The organism is Paenibacillus piri (genome assembly GCF_004354045.1).
Classification (GTDB): Bacteria; Bacillota; Bacilli; order Paenibacillales; family NBRC-103111; genus Paenibacillus_S; species Paenibacillus_S piri.
In genome coordinates this window covers 17,963-35,840 of record NZ_SMRT01000002.1, presented here as the reverse complement: position 1 = coordinate 35,840, position 17,878 = coordinate 17,963, and the positions used below count along the sequence as shown (strand labels likewise).

Genomic DNA, 17,878 nt, shown 5'->3' with positions numbered 1-17,878 from the left:
ATACCCGAAACGGTTCCTAAACGGCAGGAAACGCTCATATGCTCTTCATACCAAAATGAGAACGTTCCCCATGCTCTGCTTCAATCGCCGGACGCATTCATTGTTCAAGGGGGTATCCCATAAGGGTATCAACCGTAAAGCAGTTCCAAAAAATCGGCAAAACCGCCTCCAACACCACTATATAAGTGAGGATGGAAGCGGCATTTTACATGTAAATTCAAGTCAGAGTGGAGGGGGCTGAAAATCCAAAAATGACTTTGGGACAGCCCCTTGCCGGCCAGCCGGCTCGGATGCGGCTGCCCCGCCTCCAACCAAGCGGCGGATCAAACCGCGGGGCGCTTAAGAGATTGAAGTGGGCGCTCCAAACGGCGATTTGTACTCGCTGATCCCGCTTAAAATCCGCTTGGCTTCGTCGTCGGTCATCGAGCCGAAACGCTCTGCGGCATCGACAATTTTCGGAAACAAGTGGATGTCCCCCGCGGTAGCGAAGCCAGCCACGCCCGGAAACGACAATACGAAATGAACGCAGGCGTCAATAATCTGCTGGTTGTCGAACGGCTCATACCAGGTTGCATAGCTGCGCTGCTGGTCCTGACCCCAAGGTCCTTTGGCGATCGCCTTGATGACGCGGACGGCGACATCCTGCTTGCCTGCCTCCTCGATCAGCCGGTCGAACGCTTCGCGGTAATCGGGGAGCGAATATAAGTGATAATTCAACGGCAGCAGCACCGTATCGAATGGATAGCGGCGCAGCGCCTCGAGATGCGCAGCCGGTGCAAGATGGCCATGGCCTGTAATGCCGATCGCTTTAACGATGCCTTCATCCTTCGCCTCCAGCGCGGCCTCCAGCGAACCGCCTTTCTCCGTACATTTATCCAGCTCCTCCAGCGTGCCTACGGCATGAAGCTGGAGCAGATCGAGCTGATCCGTCTTCAGCAGCTCAAGGGAACGGTAAATTTGCTCCTTCGCTTTGGCCTTGGTCCGCTCGCCCGTTTTGGTCGCCAAAAATATATCTTTGCGTACCTTCGAGATCAACGGCCCCATGCGGAGCTCGGCATCGCCATAACTGGCCGCCGTATCAAAATGGTTAACCCCATGCTGCAGGGCGTAAGTGATGGAATCATCCGCTTCTTCCTGCGTTACCTTGCCGAGGCTGGCCGCACCGAACATGACGACCGAGCTTTCATAGCCTAACCGGCCTATTCTGCGTTTTTCCATTGGTAAAGCCTCCTTGTGCTTGTATTGGAATCCGCTATAGTATTGCCGAACGGGATTCGGCCTAGCGGGTCGAACCTAGTGCGCTGCGCATGCTTAAAATATATTTGGACGTATCGAGCGGATTGACGCCACTGCGCTTTCTTGTGACTTCCACTCCGGGCGGACATTCGCGATAACCGTCAAATCGGGTTGCAAAGGTTCCCCGCCCCCCGGTCAATGTGCTCAGCTTTACCGGAAAGTCGAGGGAGCTGGCGACGGGCACGGTTCCTTCGACGGTAAACCGTTCCCCTGCGACAACCGGATAATCGAACAAGGCGCGCATCACGTTCAGCTCGTTCAATACTTTGCCGCTCGCTTCGCCCGGCGCCGTAATCCGGAAATGCAAGTATGGCTCGAGCAGCGTCGTTTGCGTCCGGGAGAGCCCATCCATGATACCCATCGGCGTCGCCAGCACAAAATCAAGCGGATGCGTATGCCAAACATGATGCTGCCCTTCGACGAGCGTTACCTTCAAGTCGGTCACTTCCCATCCGAACAGTCCCTGCATCAGCGCTTCGGGGACGCGCCTTGCCACCTCGTTCTGGTAGCTCTGCAGCAAATCTTCCGGTTTTACCTGGGACGAGTAGCGAAGGCCGCTGCCGCGTTCGCCAGGCTCAATCATAAACCTCAGGATGGCCCAGCACGGCTTCGGCATCGTATAGGCTACATAACCGTAGCCGGGGCCCGACGGCGTTTCTTTATAGATGACGCTCGGCGCGCCGAAGTCGGCTTTGAGGCCGAACCGGCTGAGCAGCTGATGGGCCAGCACCTCCAGCTGGATCGGCCCCGTAATCTTGATGTGCAGCTCCCGCTCCTGTTGATGCCACTGCAGATCGAGCAGCGGATCTTCATCCGCCAGCTCCTGCAGCGCCGCAACCAGCTGCGCATACTGCGCGTCGTCCGCCGGATGAACCTGAACCGTCAATAACGGTACAGTCAGCCTGTGCTCCGGCGGAACCGCGGCGGCGCTGCCGATTACATCGCCGATTTTGACGCGGCTGAGGCCGCAGACGGCGGCAATATCTCCGGCGCGCAGCACGCCTATATCCTCGTGGTGTCCGGCGTGAACCTTGCGGATTTGCGTCACCTTCTCATCCAGCTCCTGCGTCGCGATCCGGATCGTATCGCGATTTTGGAGCCGCCCGCCGTACAGCCGGACATGCGCCAGCTTGCCCATCGTCTTGTCGCGTTCCAGCTTGAAGACGACGCCGGATAATGGGTCGTCCTCCGAGCCGGCCGGCGGCGGCAAATAGGCGATGACCGCATCCATCAGCTCGGCGATACCGATCCCTTTGCTGGCCGCTGCGAACAGGACAGGGGCCGTTACGGCCCGCAACGTAAGCTCGCGCAGACGGTCGAACAAAATAGTTGCAGGCACATGCTCCCCCTCGATATACTGCTGCAGCAGCCGATCGTCATGATCGGCCAATTGCTCCAAGATCGAAAAGTAGGCTGCCGGTTCGGCATTCGGAACAACCCCGGCCTCTACGCTGCCGCTATGCTCTGCCCGGAGCGTCCACAAGCTCTCCACACCGTCGAAATTGTCCTCGCAGCCGGAATAGCGCTGTACCGGTATGGCGCCGGCGGTCAGCACTGAACGAACCTCGTGCAGCACACGTTCAGCCGAAGCGCCGAGACGATCCATTTTATTGATGACGATCAAGGCAGGAATCTTGAGCGCCTTCAGCGCGTTCCACAGCGTTTCCGTATGGGCCTGCACCCCTTCGACCGCCGATACGATAAGAATCGCCCCGTCGAGCACCCGCAGCGACCGCTCAACCTCGGATGAAAAATCGACGTGTCCGGGCGTATCGATCAAGTTGACCTTGCAGCCCTTCCATTCGAAAACGGTGGTCGCCGCCCGTACCGATATGCCGCGCTCCCGCTCCACATCAAGCCAGTCCGTCTGCGCGGTGCCCGTATCGACACGTCCCAGGCTGCGAATACGCCCGCTTTCATACAGCATGTGCTCCGTAGTCGTCGTCTTCCCCGCATCCACGTGAGCGACGATGCCAATATTACGCAAGGTCATCTTTCTTCGCTGCGATCCGTGGCAGGCGGCGGCGCGATCGACAAGTCATCGATCTCCTTGCGCCATTCCGGCGTCATGTTGATCTCCAGCGCGGCAAGCGACGGCTCCAGCTGCTCTACGCTGCGGGCGCCGATAATCGGCGCCGTAATGCCGGGATGCGACATCGTCCAGGCTACGGCGAGCGTTGCGGGATGCAATCCGCGCTCAGCCGCATAGCCGGTGAACCGGTCCGCCACCTCGTAATACATGGCTTCGCCATAGCGCTTGCTGTACAATTCCGTTTCAACCAGACGGCCCTGTTCCGGTTTCTTGCCGGTGCCGTATTTGCCGCTGAGCAGCCCGCCGCCCAACGGACTGTAGGAGATGACGCCAACCTGCTCGGACTCGGCCAGCGGCAAAATTTCCACCTCGGCCTGCCGTTTGACGAGATTATACATCGGTTGAATGCATTCGAACCGCGCCCAGCCTTGTTTATCCGAGATGCCCAGCGCTTTGGCGATTTGCCAGGCGGCCCAGTTGCTCACGGCCGGATACAAAATTTTCCCCTGCCGCTGCAAATCGTCCAATGCCCGTAGCGTCTCCTCGATTGCGGTCTTCGAGTCGAATTGATGAATGAAGTACAAGTCGAGCCGGTCGGTGCCGAGCCGTTTCAAGCTTTGCTCGACTGCCAGCATAACATGGCGGCGCGACATGCCGCGGGCGTTCACATCTCCGCCTACCGGCGAGGTAAATTTCGAGGTGATCACCAGCTCGTCGCGGATGCCCGCCATGCAGCGGCCGAGTATTTCCTCCGAGCGCCCTTGCACGTACGAATTGGCGCAGTCGAAAAAGTTAATGCCGACTTCCCTGCAGCGGCGGAACATCGCCCGTGAAGTTTCCTCATCGGCATTGCCGCCGAAAGACATCGTTCCGAAGCATAAGCTGGAAACCTGGATCCCGGTTTTGCCAAGCGTGCGATACTGCATATTGTTTTTTCCTCCTGAGCGATATTGTCACAATCCGCTTCGTAAGCGCCTCCATTTATGACTATCTTTATTTTATAAAAAAACGGGCGCAATTATAAGGAGTGAACTGCTCTTTATTTAGTTACCTCAAGGTAAGGATGGTACAGGCGCGTAAGTAAGGCAATATATTTTCAGTACTTAACAAACGGATGGAACTTCACTATAATGGCTCTGAATCGAATGCTTTTCAAAATAAGGTTTGGAGGGATTGCTTTGAAATACCGGAAGCTTGGAAACAGCGGTTTAAAAGTAAGCGAAATCAGCCTGGGCAGCTGGATGACCTACGGCGGTTACGTCGAAGACGATAAGTCGGTTAAATCCATCGAGCAAGCCTACGACCTGGGCGTCAACTTTTTCGATACGGCCAACGTCTATGAGCGCGGAGAAGCCGAGCTTGTAATGGGTAAAGCGCTCAGCGCCTATAAAAGAGATTCGTATGTGCTCGCGACCAAAGTATTTTGGCCGATGGGCGACGGTCCCAATGACCGCGGACTTTCGCGCAAGCATGTGATCGAGCAGTGCCATGCAAGCTTAAAGCGGCTGAATACGGACTATGTCGATCTGTACTATTGCCACCGTTTCGATCCCGAGACGCCGGTTGAAGAAACGCTGCGCGCCTTGGACGATCTTGTCACACAAGGAAAAGTACTGTATGTCGGCGTCAGCGAATGGACGGCGGCTCAAATGGTCGATGCGCTTGCCGTCGCGGATAAATATTTGCTTGACCGCATTATCGTCAACCAACCGGTCTATAACATGCTGAACCGGTACATTGAGAAGGAAATCATTCCGATGGGAATGGCCAAAGGGATCAGCCAGGTCGTCTTCTCGCCATTGGCGCAAGGCATATTGACCGGCAAATACCGCAAAGGCACCGGAGTGCCTGCCGACAGCCGGGCGGCCAGCAAAAGCTGGGGCGAGGACAAGCTGACCGACGCAACGCTGACGAAGGTCGAGCAGCTGACGAAGATCGCCGACGAGCTGGACATCAAGGTATCCCAGTTGGCATTGGCCTGGATTTTGAGACAGCCTAACGTTGCGAGCGCGCTGGTCGGCGCGAGCCGACCGGAGCAGGTCATTGAAAACTGTGCCGCGTCCGGCATTGTGTTGTCCGAGGACGTGCTTGGCAGCATCGAACAAATCTTGCAGGGCTAAACGCCGGAATCCGAAAAGCTATACCGAAAAAAAAGCCTCCCGACTTCCACTTCAATCGTGGATCGGGAGGCTTTAGTCTCGCTTACCGTTTCGATTTGACAGCCGCAGTGGCTCTTGGGGAACCGGCTGACGGGCGCCTGCTTTTGGAAATGCGTGCCATCCCGCTTTTGCTGGAATCGGCTATGCTGGCGGTAGCGGCTTTGCCGCCGCCGAACAGACCGAACAGTTTAAAAAACGGCGACATTTGTTGAACCAATTTAAACATCTGGTTAGCCTTGGTCATCATGGAGATGATGCCGTCCATGCTCTCGAACAACGACGGGAGGGCGTTGATCTGGCCGGTGGCCGGCCCATCGCCGGGACCGTCCGCCGAAGTCCGCGGACGCATCTCCTGCCTGTCCTCGGCGTATCGACGCGAAGGCTTATACGCCGAATATTTATTCGGCTTCACCGCTTTGGTTTGCGGTGTATGCTTGCGGCGCGTTTTGGCCGCATTGTCCGACGAGCCGGCTTTGATGGAATGAACGGAAGCGGGCCGCGTCTGCTTTTTGAACTTGTTATCCATGTGGTTCCCCTACCTTCATCATTGATCTTAACTGACCCGGAAGTATGTTCCTGCATGACACTTGTCTGTAAGATACTGTATGACGCCTGATTGGAAAAAGGTTGGGATATTCGGCTATTGCAGGCGAAATGTGCGTTCGTGCATATGCAAGAGCACCTTAACTATCCAAATAACATTGCTGCGCATCAAAAGCCACAACAACAAAAAAAGACTACTGACCGGGCAATCAATAGTCTTTTCCCGATTAGCCTCTGCTTTCCGGCAGCGTAACCCAGCCCGCATAAATGGAGTAGTAGAACAAAAACGCCGTAATAAGCCCCAACACGAGCAGCAGTACGCCCAGCATCGGCTTTTTTTGGAAAAATGCAACCAAGGCTCCGCTGAAAAATGACCCCATCACAATAATCATCAAAATAAACAGTATGATCATGGAACCGCAATCTCCTTTTTTCCTGTATGTATCTTCATTACTTTACCATCTTTGGCGCAGAAAATCGAGTTATGGCCGCGGTTAGCGACGGCTTGCTTACCTTGACGATACTAAGGCAATTATATTTCAGCCTCGAATATGTCGATATTTTTTATTCCCACCGCTTCGACCCGCTTACGCCGCTGGAGGAAACGATGGGCGCGCTTTAAAATAACGGACCCGCAGACGAATAACCGCCAAACCGTTGAGAGTCAGCGGTTTGGCGGTTTTAGTCGCCCGTTCGAGACTGTCGATTAATAGGGGATACGGTCTTGGCCACAATTAATCGACAGTCTGCATTCGGCCGTTATTCGCCAGCGCGATTCGCATCTGCAGGCGGTTCAACGGAAAAGTTCAGGCCGTTTTCTCATGAAACGGCTCTCGTCTTTCCGGAAGCCGTATTGCTCGTAAAGCCCGTGCGCATCCAGAGTGCCTAAAATGCCGGTTAAGCCTTGAAGCGCATCCGCACCCGCAATCGTTTCGATCAGCCTTTTGCCGATGCCCTGGCCGCGGTAATCATCGTCGACAAATACATCGCACAGCCAATACATGGTTGCATGATCGGTGACGATTCTGGCGAAGCCGATCTGCCTTGGACCATGATAAACGCCGTAACAAATACTGTTGTCGATCGATTTACGGACCGCTTCCTCCGATCGTTGATTGGCCCAGTAGCTTTGGGCTAAAAACCGGAGGATCGTCCCCACCTGCAGGTATGATTTATCGTCGCTAATCGAATAGTCCCCGAATTGAATCTGCATACGCGCTCCCCTTTAACTTGTTACGATTTATCCGATTACGACTTAATCGGGTTAAGACCCCTACCTCTAAGGTGGGCCTTGAATCAGGTGGGGTAGAGTCCCCATCTGATTTCCCGATGTTCAGCAAAGCTGAACGAGTTCACTAAGCGTCATCGTCCTATTTCAAGCCCTCCGCCATCCGGATCAGCTCGGATTCATCCAGCTCCCTGCCGGAAATGCTGACGAATACGTTGCCCTCCATCCATTCCAGGCGGACGAATTGGTTTTCCGTAGTGCTGAAAACCGCCTTCGTACCGCGGACGACAACATCGGTTCTCGTTTCCGGCATGAAAGAACCGACGGTTAACGCGCTGTTTTTATGCAGCTTTTGATACGATACGCGCAATAAATAGCCGCTCTCATTCGTGTAAACAAGCATGGCATGATCGGTTTTGGATTCGCCTTCTCTCAGCCAAACCATTCCTTCGTCAAACGTATATCCCGAAGGGAGCGCTGTCGGCACGCCCATCGCAAAGCCGGCGTACTTTTTGGCTTCCTGCCCGCTTACTTTCAGTTCTATTAACGGATCGCTTTGAACGGTACTGCCGTCGCTTCCGGCCGGAACGGGACGATCGTCCGGCGGCCGGTTCGATGAAGCTTCGGCTTGTTGGCCGGGCCCCCGGTCCCCCGACGTTACCAATCCGAACATTAAACCGCCGATCAGCAAAGCAGCGGCCATAAACCCGACCGCTCCGAGCTTTGAGGCCAGCAGGCGCAGACGATTGCGTCTGCGAATCCGTCTGGAAACCGCTGGCCAGGCTCCGGAAAGGATAGTATCTCTTTTATGCGACCGGGCGGCCCTGCGTTCGTCCGAACCGGTCCGTCCGCGGTCGAGCCCAATCGCTTGCCCGGCTTGACGCAGCAGCCTGACCGCCTGCAGCCGAACCTGCTCCCTGAGCCTGGACGCGCAGTTCCCCTCGTTCAGCCCGCGAAAGCAGCGGCTGTGATTGGCGGCCCATATAAACACATCGCCCGCTAATCGCTGCGCAGACTCGTCGGACAGCCCGTCCAGTTCCTCCCAAGGAACGGCCTGCAGGCAATATTGCTCGAACAAAGTACGCTGTACCTGTTCGGTCAGCGTATAAATGTTTCCTCTAAACAACAGCAGCCAATTGTGCTCCATAGTTCCTCCGCGCATCGTTTACGGTTTTGCCGATAAGCCGTCGGCTATCCGGTTCAATTCCTGTTCGCTCAACTCAGCTTTTACGATCGCGTTCCGGTCCTGCTCGTTCCATTCCAGTTCGGAAACGCCATTGGCAGGCGTCGTAACGGCCCGCCGTCCGTCCGGCAGGTTCGCGCGGTCGCTGTACGAGCGTTTGCGGACTATGATCGTCAGCGGCGTCTGAGCAGAGTCTCCGCTGCGGTAAACGAGCCTGACCGCGCTCGCTTTCGATTCACCAATCGAGAGGTGGACCACCGCTTCCTGAAATGTGTACCCGGCCGGAATGTATGCCGGCTTCTGCATCGCGAACTGTGTTTGCGATACCGCATCCTCCAGCGATACCTTTATTCTGCGGAAGCTCCCTCCTTCCGGCAAATCCCGGTTATCGACCGGCTTCTGCGGCGGCAGGCTGTCATCCGGCGGCGGGGGCGGCGTCTTGGCGCCCGCCGTCGACATGCTATCCGTGCTGCGGATGCTGATGCCGCTGCCGGTCGCTTTATAGACAATTTCGAACATCGGCCGGAACGCTTCCGTCGTTTGCAGCGTGCTAAACAAAAAAGCTCCCGCCAAAACGGAGGCTGCGCTTAACGAGGCCCATTTGGCTCTGCGAATCCAACCCGCCCGGCGCCGCTCCTTCTTCAGCCGTTTCTGCAAGCGAAGCCACGAGGCGGACGGGTCGGGAATCGAGACGGGCTGAAATCGTTCGCTATCCTCCGCCGCTTCCTCAAACAACCGTTCGAATTCGTCTTCCCACTGCGGCTTGCTCATGGCTCATTCACCTTCCAATCATCCTCGAGTTTTCGCTTGACGGCAGCTCTGGACCGGAACAAGGTCTGCCGTATTTTCTCCTCGGTCACACCGAGCCGATCAGCCATTTCCTTGTACGATAATTGCTCGACCCAACGCATATGCAGCACTTGCCGGTAAATCGGCTTCAATTGATGAATGTAATGAATAATGGCTTCTTTCATCGCCTTCGCTTCGATCTCGGATTCGATCGATGAAGCGCTGCGGCTCATAAGCGGAACGGCATTCTCTATATAGACGTCGTCAGAAAGCAGTTCGTCACGTTTTTTTTTATTTTTTCGCAAATAACTGATAGTCGCGTTCCGCGCCACCGTGTGCAGCCAGGGCGTCAGCCGGGTTTCCTCTACGTGATGCGGGCATTTCCGAATAATATTAATAAATGTATCGTGAATAATGTCCTCGGCTGCCGCATGGTCTTTAACGATATACATCACTTTCGGATAAATCAGCCGGTAAAATTGGTTGTAAATTTGTTCCTGCAGGATCGAGTCCAACGATTTGATATCGCCGGTCAATAGTAATAAAATCGAATTCGACATAGCTCCTCCACGGTTTTGTAAATACACGTTAATCATCACCGCTGCTTCCTGCAAGTCTAGCTTAAAACGGACAGAATAAACAGCTTTTTGATAATATCAGAATTTATATGTTTTCAGCGGAGCTGAACAATTTCTTATAAAAATACCTGAATTGTCCAGCACTGGATACTCTATCTATCTTACACGTTTTGACAGAATTTGAGGAGGTTAAAATGACCGGCTCCCGATTTACGCTTTTCAATGGTTAAAGACAAGTCCAAGAATAAAAACCTCTCTCACAAAAGTTCGTACATTCGTTCTATTTTACAAAATCGCTATAAAAGAAACAATATATGTTAAAAAAAGGACACAACCCATCGAACCGGCTGTGTCCCGTATTGCTTATGTTGTTGCAGGTGCGGCGGCAAACGACGGTCAGTCGGGAAAGCCCGCTTTTTGAAAGACGAGCACCGCATTGTGGCCGCCGAACCCGAAGCCGTTGGAAATGGCCGTCTGGATATCGGCTGCCTGCGCCGCATTCGGAACGACATCCAGATCGCAGGACGGATCATGCGTCTCGTAGTTGATCGTCGGAGGCACGATGCCATCCTGCAAGCTCTTGACCGTAATGACCGCCTCCAGGCCGCCTGCGGCACCGAACAAATGGCCGGTCGCCGATTTCGTTGAGCTCACCTTCAGCTTGTGCGCATGCCCGCCGAAAACTCGCTTGATGCCGATTATCTCCGCCCGGTCGCCAATCGGGGTCCCGGTCGCATGGGCGTTAATATAGTCCACCGCCTCCGGCGCGATCCCGGCGTCGTCGAGTGCCGCCTGCATCGCCAGCGCGTTGCCCTTCCCTTCAGGATCGGGAGCGGTGATATGATAGGCATCTGCGGACTGGCCGTAGCCGATAATTTCGCCCAATATATTGGCCCCTCTGTTCCGGGCATGCTCCCATTCCTCCAGTACGAGAATGCCGGCGCCCTCGGACATGACGAATCCGTCGCGCGCTGCGTCAAACGGCCTGCTCGCCTGCCGCGGTTCATCGTTGCGGGTCGACATGGCCTTCATATTGCAAAATCCGCCGAAGGCCAGCTCGTTGATCGGCGCCTCCGCCCCGCCGGCGATCATTACGTCGGCAGCGCCGGCGCGAATCGCGTGAAACGCTTCGCCGATCGCGTTATTGCCGGAGGCGCAGGCGTTGACCGGCGTCATATTGGGGCCTTTCGCTCCGATCAAGATCGACAGCTGGGCCGAGCCCATATTGGCGATCATCATCGGAATCATAAACGGACTGATGCGCCGGGGGCCTCTTTCCAGCATCGTGGCATGATTGTCCAACAGCGTTCCGATCCCGCCGATCCCGGTCCCGATCGATACACCGACGCGATGCGCGTTGCTCTCCGTCACCGTAATCCCCGATTCGCCCAGAGCCTGCAGCCCCGCGGCAGCCGCGAATTGGACAAAGCGGTCCATATGCCGGAGCTCCCTGGCGTCAAAATAACGCTCCGGTTCAAAATCGGCGACTACGCCGGCAATTTGCGTTGAAAACGGGGAAGGATCGAACACTCGGATTCGCGAAATGCCGGACTCTCCATTCTTCAGCCGGCTCCAAAAGCTATCCGTATCCGATCCGAGCGGAGAAATTACACCCATTCCGGTAACTGCCACACGCCTTTTCATCACAATCAGCTCCTTGATCTTAGAATGATTCCCATTGATTTCATATTTGTTGATCATATTCGATTTCGGGTCGTTGAATTTGCGGGTCCAACCGAAGCTTCAATAACAATCCGGCATGTGTGAGGCCCGCGCCGAAGCCGTACAGCAGCAGACGATCGCCGTTGTGAACCCGGCCGTCACGGATTCCGAGATCAAGCGACAACGGGATCGTAGCGGCGGACGTATTGCCGAATTGCACGAGACTGTACAGGGTCCGCTCGATGGGAAAGCCGCTTTTCTCGCAAACCGGTTCGATGATGCGTAAATTCGCGCTGTGCGGAATAAACCAGTCCACCTGATCCAGAGACAGCGAGCTTTTGTCCATAAGCGCCTTCATGCCGTCCGGAACGGTGCGCACCGCCCACCTGAACACTTCCTTGCCGTTTTGCACAAGAAGCTGCGTGTCCTGCAGTTCTACGCCGTTCAGCTTATTGGCCAGACCGGTCCGGTACACATGCATCGCCCCTTTCCCGTCCGTTCCGAGATGAAACGCTTCGAAGCTCGATTCTTCGTCATCCCGCTCCACCAATGCCGCCCCGGCGCCGTCCCCGAACAGCACGCAGGTCGTCCGGTCGGTATAATCCGTAATGCGCGACAACGTATCGGCGCCGACGACCAATACTTTGCGATGCAGTCCGGAGGCAATAAAACCGTTGGCCGTATGCAGCGCATATACGAAGCCGGCGCAGGCGGCGCTCAAATCGATAACTCCCGCTGACGCCGGGATGCCGAGACGGTCCTGCATCAGTGCCGCCACACTTGGAAACGGGAAATCCGGCGTACTGGTGGCGACGATAATCAGATCGACATCGTCGACCCGCTTGTTAAAGCGGTGCATTAAATCTTGGACGGCCGCCGTACCGAGATCGCTCGTGTATTGTTCAGGGCCGCTGATTCGGCGTTCGCGGATTCCTGTCCGTTGAATAATCCATTCGTTGCTTGTGTCTACCATGCCCTCGAGGTCTTGATTTGTCAGTATGCGTTCCGGTACATACGTGCCGATAGCGGTAATTCGCGCTTTTTGAAGAGACATCGCGTTTCCCTCCCAATATTTTAATATCTAGGATTAAAACTTAGTATTAGTACCAAGTACTAATTATGGTTATAGTATACCGTTCCCAGCTTGTCCCTGTCAATGACTACAAGTCCCGGCCCTGCACATTTAGAAAAGCATCATCACGATGGTTATGGAAATTAATCGTGAAATTCTTGTACAAATTCCTCATGGCGGCGGCTCCAGACAATGCAGAATGGGAGAAACATCCCTCTATGTTGGCTATTGCAACCGCTTGGTATAGCAGTGCCTTGGATGCCCACCGTACATCTGACGGGTGAATTGGAGAACGAACCGTGCAGCCTCCAAATTACGCCGGCTCGCTTCGTTGTCAGGATGAACCGTTGAATACAGGTGCAAACATCCTAACGTTTTGGCGCGCCGTTCGCGTAAATCGATGAAGAAGCGCTGCAGCCCTCGACCCCGGACTGATTCGTGAACGATAGTTGCATCGAACACCCCAACCCGGGAGAGCTCCTCCTCCGGCACCCCGAACTCCCGTCCTAAATTACCCGACCCTATCCCTGGCAACGCAAGAACCGTATAAGCTACCAGCTTGCCATTGTCAAAAGCTCCATAAATTTCACCCTTGCGTTTGAGCAGATCGTGCAAATAGTCTTCGTCATCCATAGCGAACAAAGCGCCGGATGGCAGACGGGAAACGACATCAAGCATCAGCTTGTGGATTTCTTCAACATGATCGTGGCTGATCCGGTGTATGTCCATCTCTGCATACCTCCATCGCTGTTGAACACCCGTTTCGCAGCTGTTGTTATCGTTGCTCAGTTTCGTATGAATGCTCATCATTGCTCCTTTTTACGATCGGATAGTTATTGGGCAAGCTATATCGACAGCACGTATATAGTCCGCATTCTCGTTATGGTCGATCTCAAATAGGACTCGTAATGTGCCGATCCGCAGCCGATATAAACCGGCGTAACCTTTCATGAGTTTAATGTCGCCGCTTGAAAGAATGGTGAATAATTCTTGCAGACCGTGAACGATTCGTTCTTGAACCGCAAACTCCTGTTTGGCAATGAATTTTACCGCGTCCTTATGGCGGGTCAACTACTTCAACAATATCACGTTATTGGGAAGCCGTACAAATATCCATAAAGTTGAAACCGGCGATATGGATAAATGGAAAAGCTCAATTTTAAAAAAAGATTGGCAAACAACAAAAAAAACCGGCCGCCGCGCACGGTTCGTGCCGGGTTTGCCGGTTATTTCTTTTTCTATCGGACTCGTATTATTTGGGAATAACAGCTTTCGTCACCATTTCCCATTCGTGGATTTCGTAGCCTCTTGCGCCGCTGGATACATAAGGGTCTTGTCTCGCCAATTCCACAACCTCGTCGGACGATTCCGCAATGTATATGACTAATCCGCCGGAGCCGTCGGCAAATTTGCCGTTGGCAAAAATTTTGCCTTCGTTGCGGCCCTTCTCCAAATATTCAAGATGCTGCGGGCGAAACTGCTGGCTTTTCTCGGGGCTGATGATAGGCAGAAAACAGGCAAAATATTTCATATGAATGCCTCCTATGTAAGATTTTGCTGCTAATTATACGCTGTACGTCCTGTTTGTCAAGACCATCCTGCTAGGATCGACGCGTACGCTCTGTGCACAGTTCCGCCTGTCTGTTAATCTTTTTTAAACAAACGTGCATATGCGCCGTAGCCTTCCTTCTCCAATTGTTCCTTCGGGATAAAGCGCAGCGCCGCCGAATTGATGCAGTACCTCAACCCCGTTGGGTCCGGACCGTCATTGAACACATGGCCCAGGTGGGAATCGCCCTCTCTGCTGCGCACTTCGGTGCGGATCATGAAATGGCTGTAATCCTGCTTATCCTTCACGTTCGCCTGTTCGATCGGTTTGGTAAAGCTCGGCCAGCCGCAGCCTGAATCGAACTTATCCAACGAGCTGAATAACGGCTCGCCGGAAACGATATCGACATAAATTCCTTCGTCATGGTGATCCCAGAACTCGTTGCGGAACGGGGGCTCGGTGGCATTGTTCTGAGTCACCTCGTATTGCAGCGGCGTCAGTTTGTGCCTTAACTGTTCTTTATCCTTCTCCGTATGCCAATGAGCGGCGATGAAATTGTCGCGGCCGGAGCCTTTTCGATACATTTTATAACGCAGCGTTTGTTTGTGATGATAGTTTTGATGGTAATCTTCCGCTTCGTAAAACGGGCCTGCAGCCGTAATCTCGGTCACGATCGGCTTGTCAAAGCGGCCGCTTTCCTCCAACGCCCGCCTGGATGCTTCGGCCAGCCGCTTCTGCTCGTCGCTATGGTAAAAGATCGCCGTACGGTAAGACGGACCCCGGTCGTGGAATTGGCCTCCCGCATCCGTCGGGTCGATCTGACGCCAATACATATCCAGCAGCTTCTCATATGGAAACAGCTGCGGATCGAATGTAATTTGAACCGCCTCCGCATGCCCCGTCGTTTCCGAGCAAACCTCCTCGTACGTCGGATTTGCTTTATGTCCTCCCGTATAGCCGGAAACGACCTTTTCGATCCCCGGCAATTCCTCGAAAGGTGAAACCATGCACCAAAAACAACCGCCGGCAAACGTTGCCAGCTCATAACGATCCTGCCGATGCCCGGAGCTTTCGCTCATTCGTCATCCCTCCGCTTCTAAAATCAGGTCTATAAATGCCCGCTGCGCGAACAGAGCAAGATTCCCCTTATGGAATCCGCATAAAAAGTCGAAAGCAAAAAGACTTAAGCAAGCGTTGGCGCTTCATTCTCCTCTTTATCATATCAAGATTCGGCGAAATTACCAAACGGTATGAATTCCGGAGCGATGCAATCACGGTCGCCGGATTTGTGCAAGTCTGGCCCGGATCAGCTCGGTCAAGCCTTGCTTTTCGTGGTCAGGCAGCCACTCGGCCAAGCGGGCCGCGGCTACCGGAAGCAGCCATTGCTCGATTTCATCCGAGCCGATGCCGGAAACTCGTATATAATGAGTCAGGTAAACTTCCTTTAACCGCCTTCTCATTAGTTCAATCATTGCGGCGATAAGCTTAGGCGTTTCGCCAGGCAGCGAACCGGTACTTAGCAGCAGGACGGAACGGGCGGCGTCTCCGGCAGGATTGCCCGACATGCCGGTCATCCAATCGAGAATCCGGCATTTGTCGCCCACCATAATATTGTCAGGGTGAAAGTCGCCGTGACAGAGCTGATTCCCTTCCGGCAGCCGGTCCAGGATGTCGAGTATTTGTTCCTTCTCCTCCGCATCCAACAACGAGGCCGCGGCGATGCGCTGCTCGAGCATATCTTTCTGACGCTGCCGCATCGCAGTGACGGTATGACGATGAATTTGCGCATGCAGCTCGGCCAGCTGTCTGGATTGACGATTGATCTGCCACGGTTTGGCCATCATGATCCGCAGCATGGTATGACCGCTGGCGCGTTCATATACGATCCCCGTTCTTCCGTCCACCTCCAGCAATTCGAACGGCTCCGGCGTCGGTATGCCCAAGGAATGAATATATACGCTCGTCGTATATTCGTTCTCCATCACCGGCTGCGGCAGTCCTTCTTTAAACAGCTTTATGATTTTGCCGTCGCCGTATTCGAAAATATCCGCGGTTCGGCCGCGGCCGATTGGCTTTAAACCTTTCATTGCCATCCCCGCTATTCTTTTTTCCATTTTCGCTTGTTGATCTCTTCCTTTAATGCAAAGCACTGCTCCAAATCGATATCGTAGACGTTCGCCAATGCGGCGACATAGTATAAAACATCGTACAGCTCCTCTTCGATTGTCCCTTTGATCGTACCCGTATCCTTCAGCCGCCGGTTTTTGCGGAGCACTTCAGATAATTCGCCGGTTTCTTCGATCAGCTTATAAAAATAATGGTGCTTTCGATCCGGATGATGATCCGTTTGCTTGATATATTGTTGCAAACCGCGCAGTGTGACCGCTTCCTTCAACGCTTTCCCGCCTTCCCGACAATAAATCCTTTTTCCAAAATAGAGCACGTGAAGATCGTCCGATATCATCCCGATTGATTATACATTCATGGGCTTCCTATCCATTCCGATCTTCCGTACAACGCATCAAAATCAGCCCGGGTCATCCCGTAATGAATTTCATCAAAATATTCGCCGTCGGTATACACCATATTTCTCAACTGTCCTTCCTTGCGGAAGCCCATCTTCTCGTGAAGTTTGATGGACGCCTGATTGAATGAGTATACATGAGGCGTTACTTTCTGATAGTTCATTTCATAAAAATAATAGCGGATGACCATCGCGATCATCTCTGTGGCATATCCTTTATTCCGGTGCTCCGGCGCCAGAGCGATTCCGTATTTGAACGTACCGTTTCTTCTGCTGCACGCAAACGTATCGATCGTCCCGACCACCTCGCCCTGCCTGTTTTCGGCAATCCAGCGGAACGTATCGTCCTGCCGCGGTTTAAGCTCGCCTTCGAGCCAGTCCGACCTTCTTCGCTCCGACTGCGGCCAATAGATCGCATCCACATTGCGCGCTATTTCATCGTCAAACGATTCGAATAATGACTGATCCGATGCCTTCATGGCTCTTAGCACGACATATTTACCCTGCCAATAATGATAGGCCATATGTATCCCTCCCTTTATTTCGGTCGACAGACCCGTTTGAACGTGTCAAAACACGATAGGGTCCCTAAGCTCAGCCCAATGGATACGGGGCTCCCGGCCATCATCCATCGAAATCGTACCGACGGCAACCTGCTCCTGGTGAGGATGCTTCGCGGAATGCTCGAGCATAAACCTGATGATGCGCGACAGACGCAAAGCAGGCAGCCCGTCCCGCTCGATCCAGAACAGCTCACCTTCCTCCGAGCTTACCGCATCGGTGCGGAGCGTCCGTCCCATATACACGAACTGCTGTCTGATTTCATGCTCCTTCCTTCGCAGCAAAATGTAACGGAGCCGCAAGTCCGCCAAATCGGCTTCCTCCAGTCCGGACTCCTCGTAAATTTCCCGTATGCAAGCCCGCTTCGGGTCGTTCAGCTCATCCGGCTCCATATGACCGCCGAGTCCGCTCCAAAACGTTTCATGATGCAGCGAGCTGTTCGATTTTTTCATCATCAGCACTTTGCCGTCATTAAATAAAAAAGCTGTCGTCATCAGTCTCAGCCTCACCGGTATATCCGCTCCTCTGCGTTTCCTCTTTTGTCTCTGAGCAATTGAACAACCGTGCGAAGCGATTCATCCGCCGGTACATGCAGCTTTGCCGATCTCCGGATCGGATGAGCTCCGATCAGCTCCCAGCCGCTAGCGATCGCCTCTGCAAGCGTCGGACTTTCGAGCAGCCGGTCACGCTGGCCTTTCAAAC

Annotated in this window: 22 protein-coding genes; 2 read left to right on the top strand and 20 right to left on the bottom strand. The window is 53.9% G+C overall.

Annotated elements, in window-relative coordinates:
- Window positions 1–339: 339 nt before the first annotated feature.
- The 3 genes from E1757_RS04905 to E1757_RS04895 form a co-directional block, all read right to left on the bottom strand.
- A complete protein-coding gene (locus E1757_RS04905) occupies window positions 340–1,218 on the bottom strand; it encodes an aldo/keto reductase (protein ID WP_133225744.1) in 879 nt (292 codons plus the stop codon).
- Window positions 1,219–1,279: 61 nt separating this feature from the next.
- A complete protein-coding gene (locus E1757_RS04900) occupies window positions 1,280–3,289 on the bottom strand; it encodes a GTP-binding protein (RefSeq protein ID WP_133225743.1) in 2,010 nt (669 codons plus the stop codon).
- Entirely contained in the window at window positions 3,286–4,254 is a 969-nt protein-coding gene (locus tag E1757_RS04895; RefSeq protein ID WP_133225742.1) for an aldo/keto reductase, read from the bottom strand. The genes E1757_RS04900 and E1757_RS04895 overlap by 4 nt, the downstream gene beginning before the upstream one ends.
- A 252-nt stretch (window positions 4,255–4,506) precedes the next feature.
- Here E1757_RS04895 and E1757_RS04890 point away from each other — a divergent pair, with 252 nt between their 5' ends.
- Window positions 4,507–5,448 carry an aldo/keto reductase family protein gene (locus E1757_RS04890; RefSeq protein ID WP_133225741.1) on the top strand — a complete coding sequence of 314 codons (942 nt, stop codon included), beginning with the start codon at window positions 4,507–4,509 and terminating at the stop codon, window positions 5,446–5,448.
- A gap of 82 nt (window positions 5,449–5,530) precedes the next feature.
- On the opposite strand, the gene E1757_RS04885 is transcribed toward E1757_RS04890, so the two are convergent.
- Both E1757_RS04885 and E1757_RS04880 read right to left on the bottom strand, forming a co-directional pair.
- Window positions 5,531–6,013 carry a hypothetical protein gene (locus E1757_RS04885; protein WP_133225740.1) on the bottom strand — a complete coding sequence of 161 codons (483 nt, stop codon included), beginning with the start codon at window positions 6,011–6,013 and terminating at the stop codon, window positions 5,531–5,533.
- A 244-nt stretch (window positions 6,014–6,257) separates the two neighbouring features.
- The gene (locus E1757_RS04880) at window positions 6,258–6,443 is read right to left on the bottom strand and encodes a hypothetical protein (protein ID WP_133225739.1); all 186 of its coding nucleotides are present in this window, start codon (window positions 6,441–6,443) and stop codon (window positions 6,258–6,260) included.
- Window positions 6,444–6,514: 71 nt separating this feature from the next.
- Between E1757_RS04880 and E1757_RS35665 the strand changes: the two genes are divergently transcribed.
- Entirely contained in the window at window positions 6,515–6,652 is a 138-nt protein-coding gene (locus tag E1757_RS35665) for a hypothetical protein (protein WP_165971961.1), read from the top strand.
- 171 nt (window positions 6,653–6,823) lie between these two features.
- On the opposite strand, the gene E1757_RS04875 is transcribed toward E1757_RS35665, so the two are convergent.
- The 15 genes from E1757_RS04875 to E1757_RS04805 all read right to left on the bottom strand — a co-directional run bounded on the left by E1757_RS04875 (window position 6,824) and on the right by E1757_RS04805 (window position 17,876).
- Window positions 6,824–7,243 (bottom strand): GNAT family N-acetyltransferase, encoded by a 420-nt coding sequence (locus tag E1757_RS04875; protein WP_133225738.1) that lies wholly within the window; start codon window positions 7,241–7,243, stop codon window positions 6,824–6,826.
- Window positions 7,244–7,400: 157 nt separating this feature from the next.
- Complete coding sequence (locus E1757_RS04870) at window positions 7,401–8,405, bottom strand: DUF4367 domain-containing protein (RefSeq protein ID WP_165971967.1); 1,005 nt, start codon at window positions 8,403–8,405, stop codon at window positions 7,401–7,403.
- Window positions 8,406–8,423: 18 nt separating this feature from the next.
- Window positions 8,424–9,212, bottom strand: coding sequence for a hypothetical protein (locus tag E1757_RS04865; protein WP_133225736.1), 789 nt, complete (start codon window positions 9,210–9,212; stop codon window positions 8,424–8,426).
- Entirely contained in the window at window positions 9,209–9,790 is a 582-nt protein-coding gene (locus tag E1757_RS04860) for an RNA polymerase sigma factor (RefSeq protein WP_165971966.1), read from the bottom strand. Before E1757_RS04860 ends, E1757_RS04865 begins: the two co-directional genes overlap by 4 nt.
- A gap of 414 nt (window positions 9,791–10,204) precedes the next feature.
- A complete protein-coding gene (gene fabF / locus E1757_RS04855; protein ID WP_133225734.1) occupies window positions 10,205–11,452 on the bottom strand; it encodes a beta-ketoacyl-ACP synthase II in 1,248 nt (415 codons plus the stop codon).
- Between the two features lie 40 nt (window positions 11,453–11,492).
- Window positions 11,493–12,524 (bottom strand): ketoacyl-ACP synthase III, encoded by a 1,032-nt coding sequence (locus tag E1757_RS04850; protein ID WP_133225733.1) that lies wholly within the window; start codon window positions 12,522–12,524, stop codon window positions 11,493–11,495.
- A gap of 243 nt (window positions 12,525–12,767) precedes the next feature.
- On the bottom strand, window positions 12,768–13,271 hold the full coding sequence (locus E1757_RS04845) for a GNAT family N-acetyltransferase (RefSeq protein WP_133225732.1): 504 nt from the start codon (window positions 13,269–13,271) through the stop codon (window positions 12,768–12,770).
- 90 nt (window positions 13,272–13,361) lie between these two features.
- Window positions 13,362–13,613, bottom strand: coding sequence for a type II toxin-antitoxin system RelE family toxin (locus tag E1757_RS36385; protein ID WP_133225731.1), 252 nt, complete (start codon window positions 13,611–13,613; stop codon window positions 13,362–13,364).
- A 181-nt stretch (window positions 13,614–13,794) separates the two neighbouring features.
- Window positions 13,795–14,073 carry a YciI family protein gene (locus tag E1757_RS04835; protein ID WP_133225730.1) on the bottom strand — a complete coding sequence of 93 codons (279 nt, stop codon included), beginning with the start codon at window positions 14,071–14,073 and terminating at the stop codon, window positions 13,795–13,797.
- Between the two features lie 113 nt (window positions 14,074–14,186).
- Window positions 14,187–15,170 (bottom strand): peptide-methionine (R)-S-oxide reductase MsrB, encoded by a 984-nt coding sequence (gene msrB, locus E1757_RS04830; RefSeq protein ID WP_133225729.1) that lies wholly within the window; start codon window positions 15,168–15,170, stop codon window positions 14,187–14,189.
- Window positions 15,171–15,362: 192 nt separating this feature from the next.
- On the bottom strand, window positions 15,363–16,178 hold the full coding sequence (locus tag E1757_RS04825; protein ID WP_133225728.1) for a phosphotransferase family protein: 816 nt from the start codon (window positions 16,176–16,178) through the stop codon (window positions 15,363–15,365).
- An 11-nt stretch (window positions 16,179–16,189) separates the two neighbouring features.
- On the bottom strand, window positions 16,190–16,486 hold the full coding sequence (locus tag E1757_RS04820) for a MazG nucleotide pyrophosphohydrolase domain-containing protein (RefSeq protein WP_220446484.1): 297 nt from the start codon (window positions 16,484–16,486) through the stop codon (window positions 16,190–16,192).
- An 86-nt stretch (window positions 16,487–16,572) separates the two neighbouring features.
- On the bottom strand, window positions 16,573–17,139 hold the full coding sequence (locus E1757_RS04815; protein WP_133225726.1) for a GNAT family N-acetyltransferase: 567 nt from the start codon (window positions 17,137–17,139) through the stop codon (window positions 16,573–16,575).
- A 45-nt stretch (window positions 17,140–17,184) separates the two neighbouring features.
- On the bottom strand, window positions 17,185–17,685 hold the full coding sequence (locus tag E1757_RS04810) for an NUDIX domain-containing protein (RefSeq protein ID WP_133225725.1): 501 nt from the start codon (window positions 17,683–17,685) through the stop codon (window positions 17,185–17,187).
- The gene (locus E1757_RS04805; RefSeq protein ID WP_133225724.1) at window positions 17,682–17,876 is read right to left on the bottom strand and encodes a hypothetical protein; all 195 of its coding nucleotides are present in this window, start codon (window positions 17,874–17,876) and stop codon (window positions 17,682–17,684) included. The genes E1757_RS04810 and E1757_RS04805 overlap by 4 nt, the downstream gene beginning before the upstream one ends.
- Window positions 17,877–17,878: the final 2 nt, after the last annotated feature.

What these genes read in the sequence shown, in the direction of transcription:
- E1757_RS04815 (WP_133225726.1), bottom strand. Translation starts at nt 17,139, where the DNA reads ATGGCCTATCATTATTGGCAGGGTAAATATGTCGTGCTAAGAGCCATG.
- E1757_RS04900 (WP_133225743.1), bottom strand. Translation starts at nt 3,289, where the DNA reads ATGACCTTGCGTAATATTGGCATCGTCGCTCACGTGGATGCGGGGAAG.
- E1757_RS04875 (WP_133225738.1), bottom strand. Translation starts at nt 7,243, where the DNA reads ATGCAGATTCAATTCGGGGACTATTCGATTAGCGACGATAAATCATAC.
- fabF (WP_133225734.1), bottom strand. Translation starts at nt 11,452, where the DNA reads ATGAAAAGGCGTGTGGCAGTTACCGGAATGGGTGTAATTTCTCCGCTC.
- E1757_RS04905 (WP_133225744.1), bottom strand. Translation starts at nt 1,218, where the DNA reads ATGGAAAAACGCAGAATAGGCCGGTTAGGCTATGAAAGCTCGGTCGTC.
- E1757_RS04885 (WP_133225740.1), bottom strand. Translation starts at nt 6,013, where the DNA reads ATGGATAACAAGTTCAAAAAGCAGACGCGGCCCGCTTCCGTTCATTCC.
- E1757_RS04860 (WP_165971966.1), bottom strand. Translation starts at nt 9,790, where the DNA reads ATGTCGAATTCGATTTTATTACTATTGACCGGCGATATCAAATCGTTG.
- E1757_RS04865 (WP_133225736.1), bottom strand. Translation starts at nt 9,212, where the DNA reads ATGAGCAAGCCGCAGTGGGAAGACGAATTCGAACGGTTGTTTGAGGAA.
- E1757_RS04845 (WP_133225732.1), bottom strand. Translation starts at nt 13,271, where the DNA reads ATGGACATACACCGGATCAGCCACGATCATGTTGAAGAAATCCACAAG.
- msrB (WP_133225729.1), bottom strand. Translation starts at nt 15,170, where the DNA reads ATGAGCGAAAGCTCCGGGCATCGGCAGGATCGTTATGAGCTGGCAACG.
- E1757_RS04850 (WP_133225733.1), bottom strand. Translation starts at nt 12,524, where the DNA reads ATGTCTCTTCAAAAAGCGCGAATTACCGCTATCGGCACGTATGTACCG.
- E1757_RS04880 (WP_133225739.1), bottom strand. Translation starts at nt 6,443, where the DNA reads ATGATCATACTGTTTATTTTGATGATTATTGTGATGGGGTCATTTTTC.
- E1757_RS04895 (WP_133225742.1), bottom strand. Translation starts at nt 4,254, where the DNA reads ATGCAGTATCGCACGCTTGGCAAAACCGGGATCCAGGTTTCCAGCTTA.
- E1757_RS35665 (WP_165971961.1), top strand. Translation starts at nt 6,515, where the DNA reads ATGGCCGCGGTTAGCGACGGCTTGCTTACCTTGACGATACTAAGGCAA.
- E1757_RS04835 (WP_133225730.1), bottom strand. Translation starts at nt 14,073, where the DNA reads ATGAAATATTTTGCCTGTTTTCTGCCTATCATCAGCCCCGAGAAAAGC.
- E1757_RS04825 (WP_133225728.1), bottom strand. Translation starts at nt 16,178, where the DNA reads ATGAAAGGTTTAAAGCCAATCGGCCGCGGCCGAACCGCGGATATTTTC.
- E1757_RS04870 (WP_165971967.1), bottom strand. Translation starts at nt 8,405, where the DNA reads ATGGAGCACAATTGGCTGCTGTTGTTTAGAGGAAACATTTATACGCTG.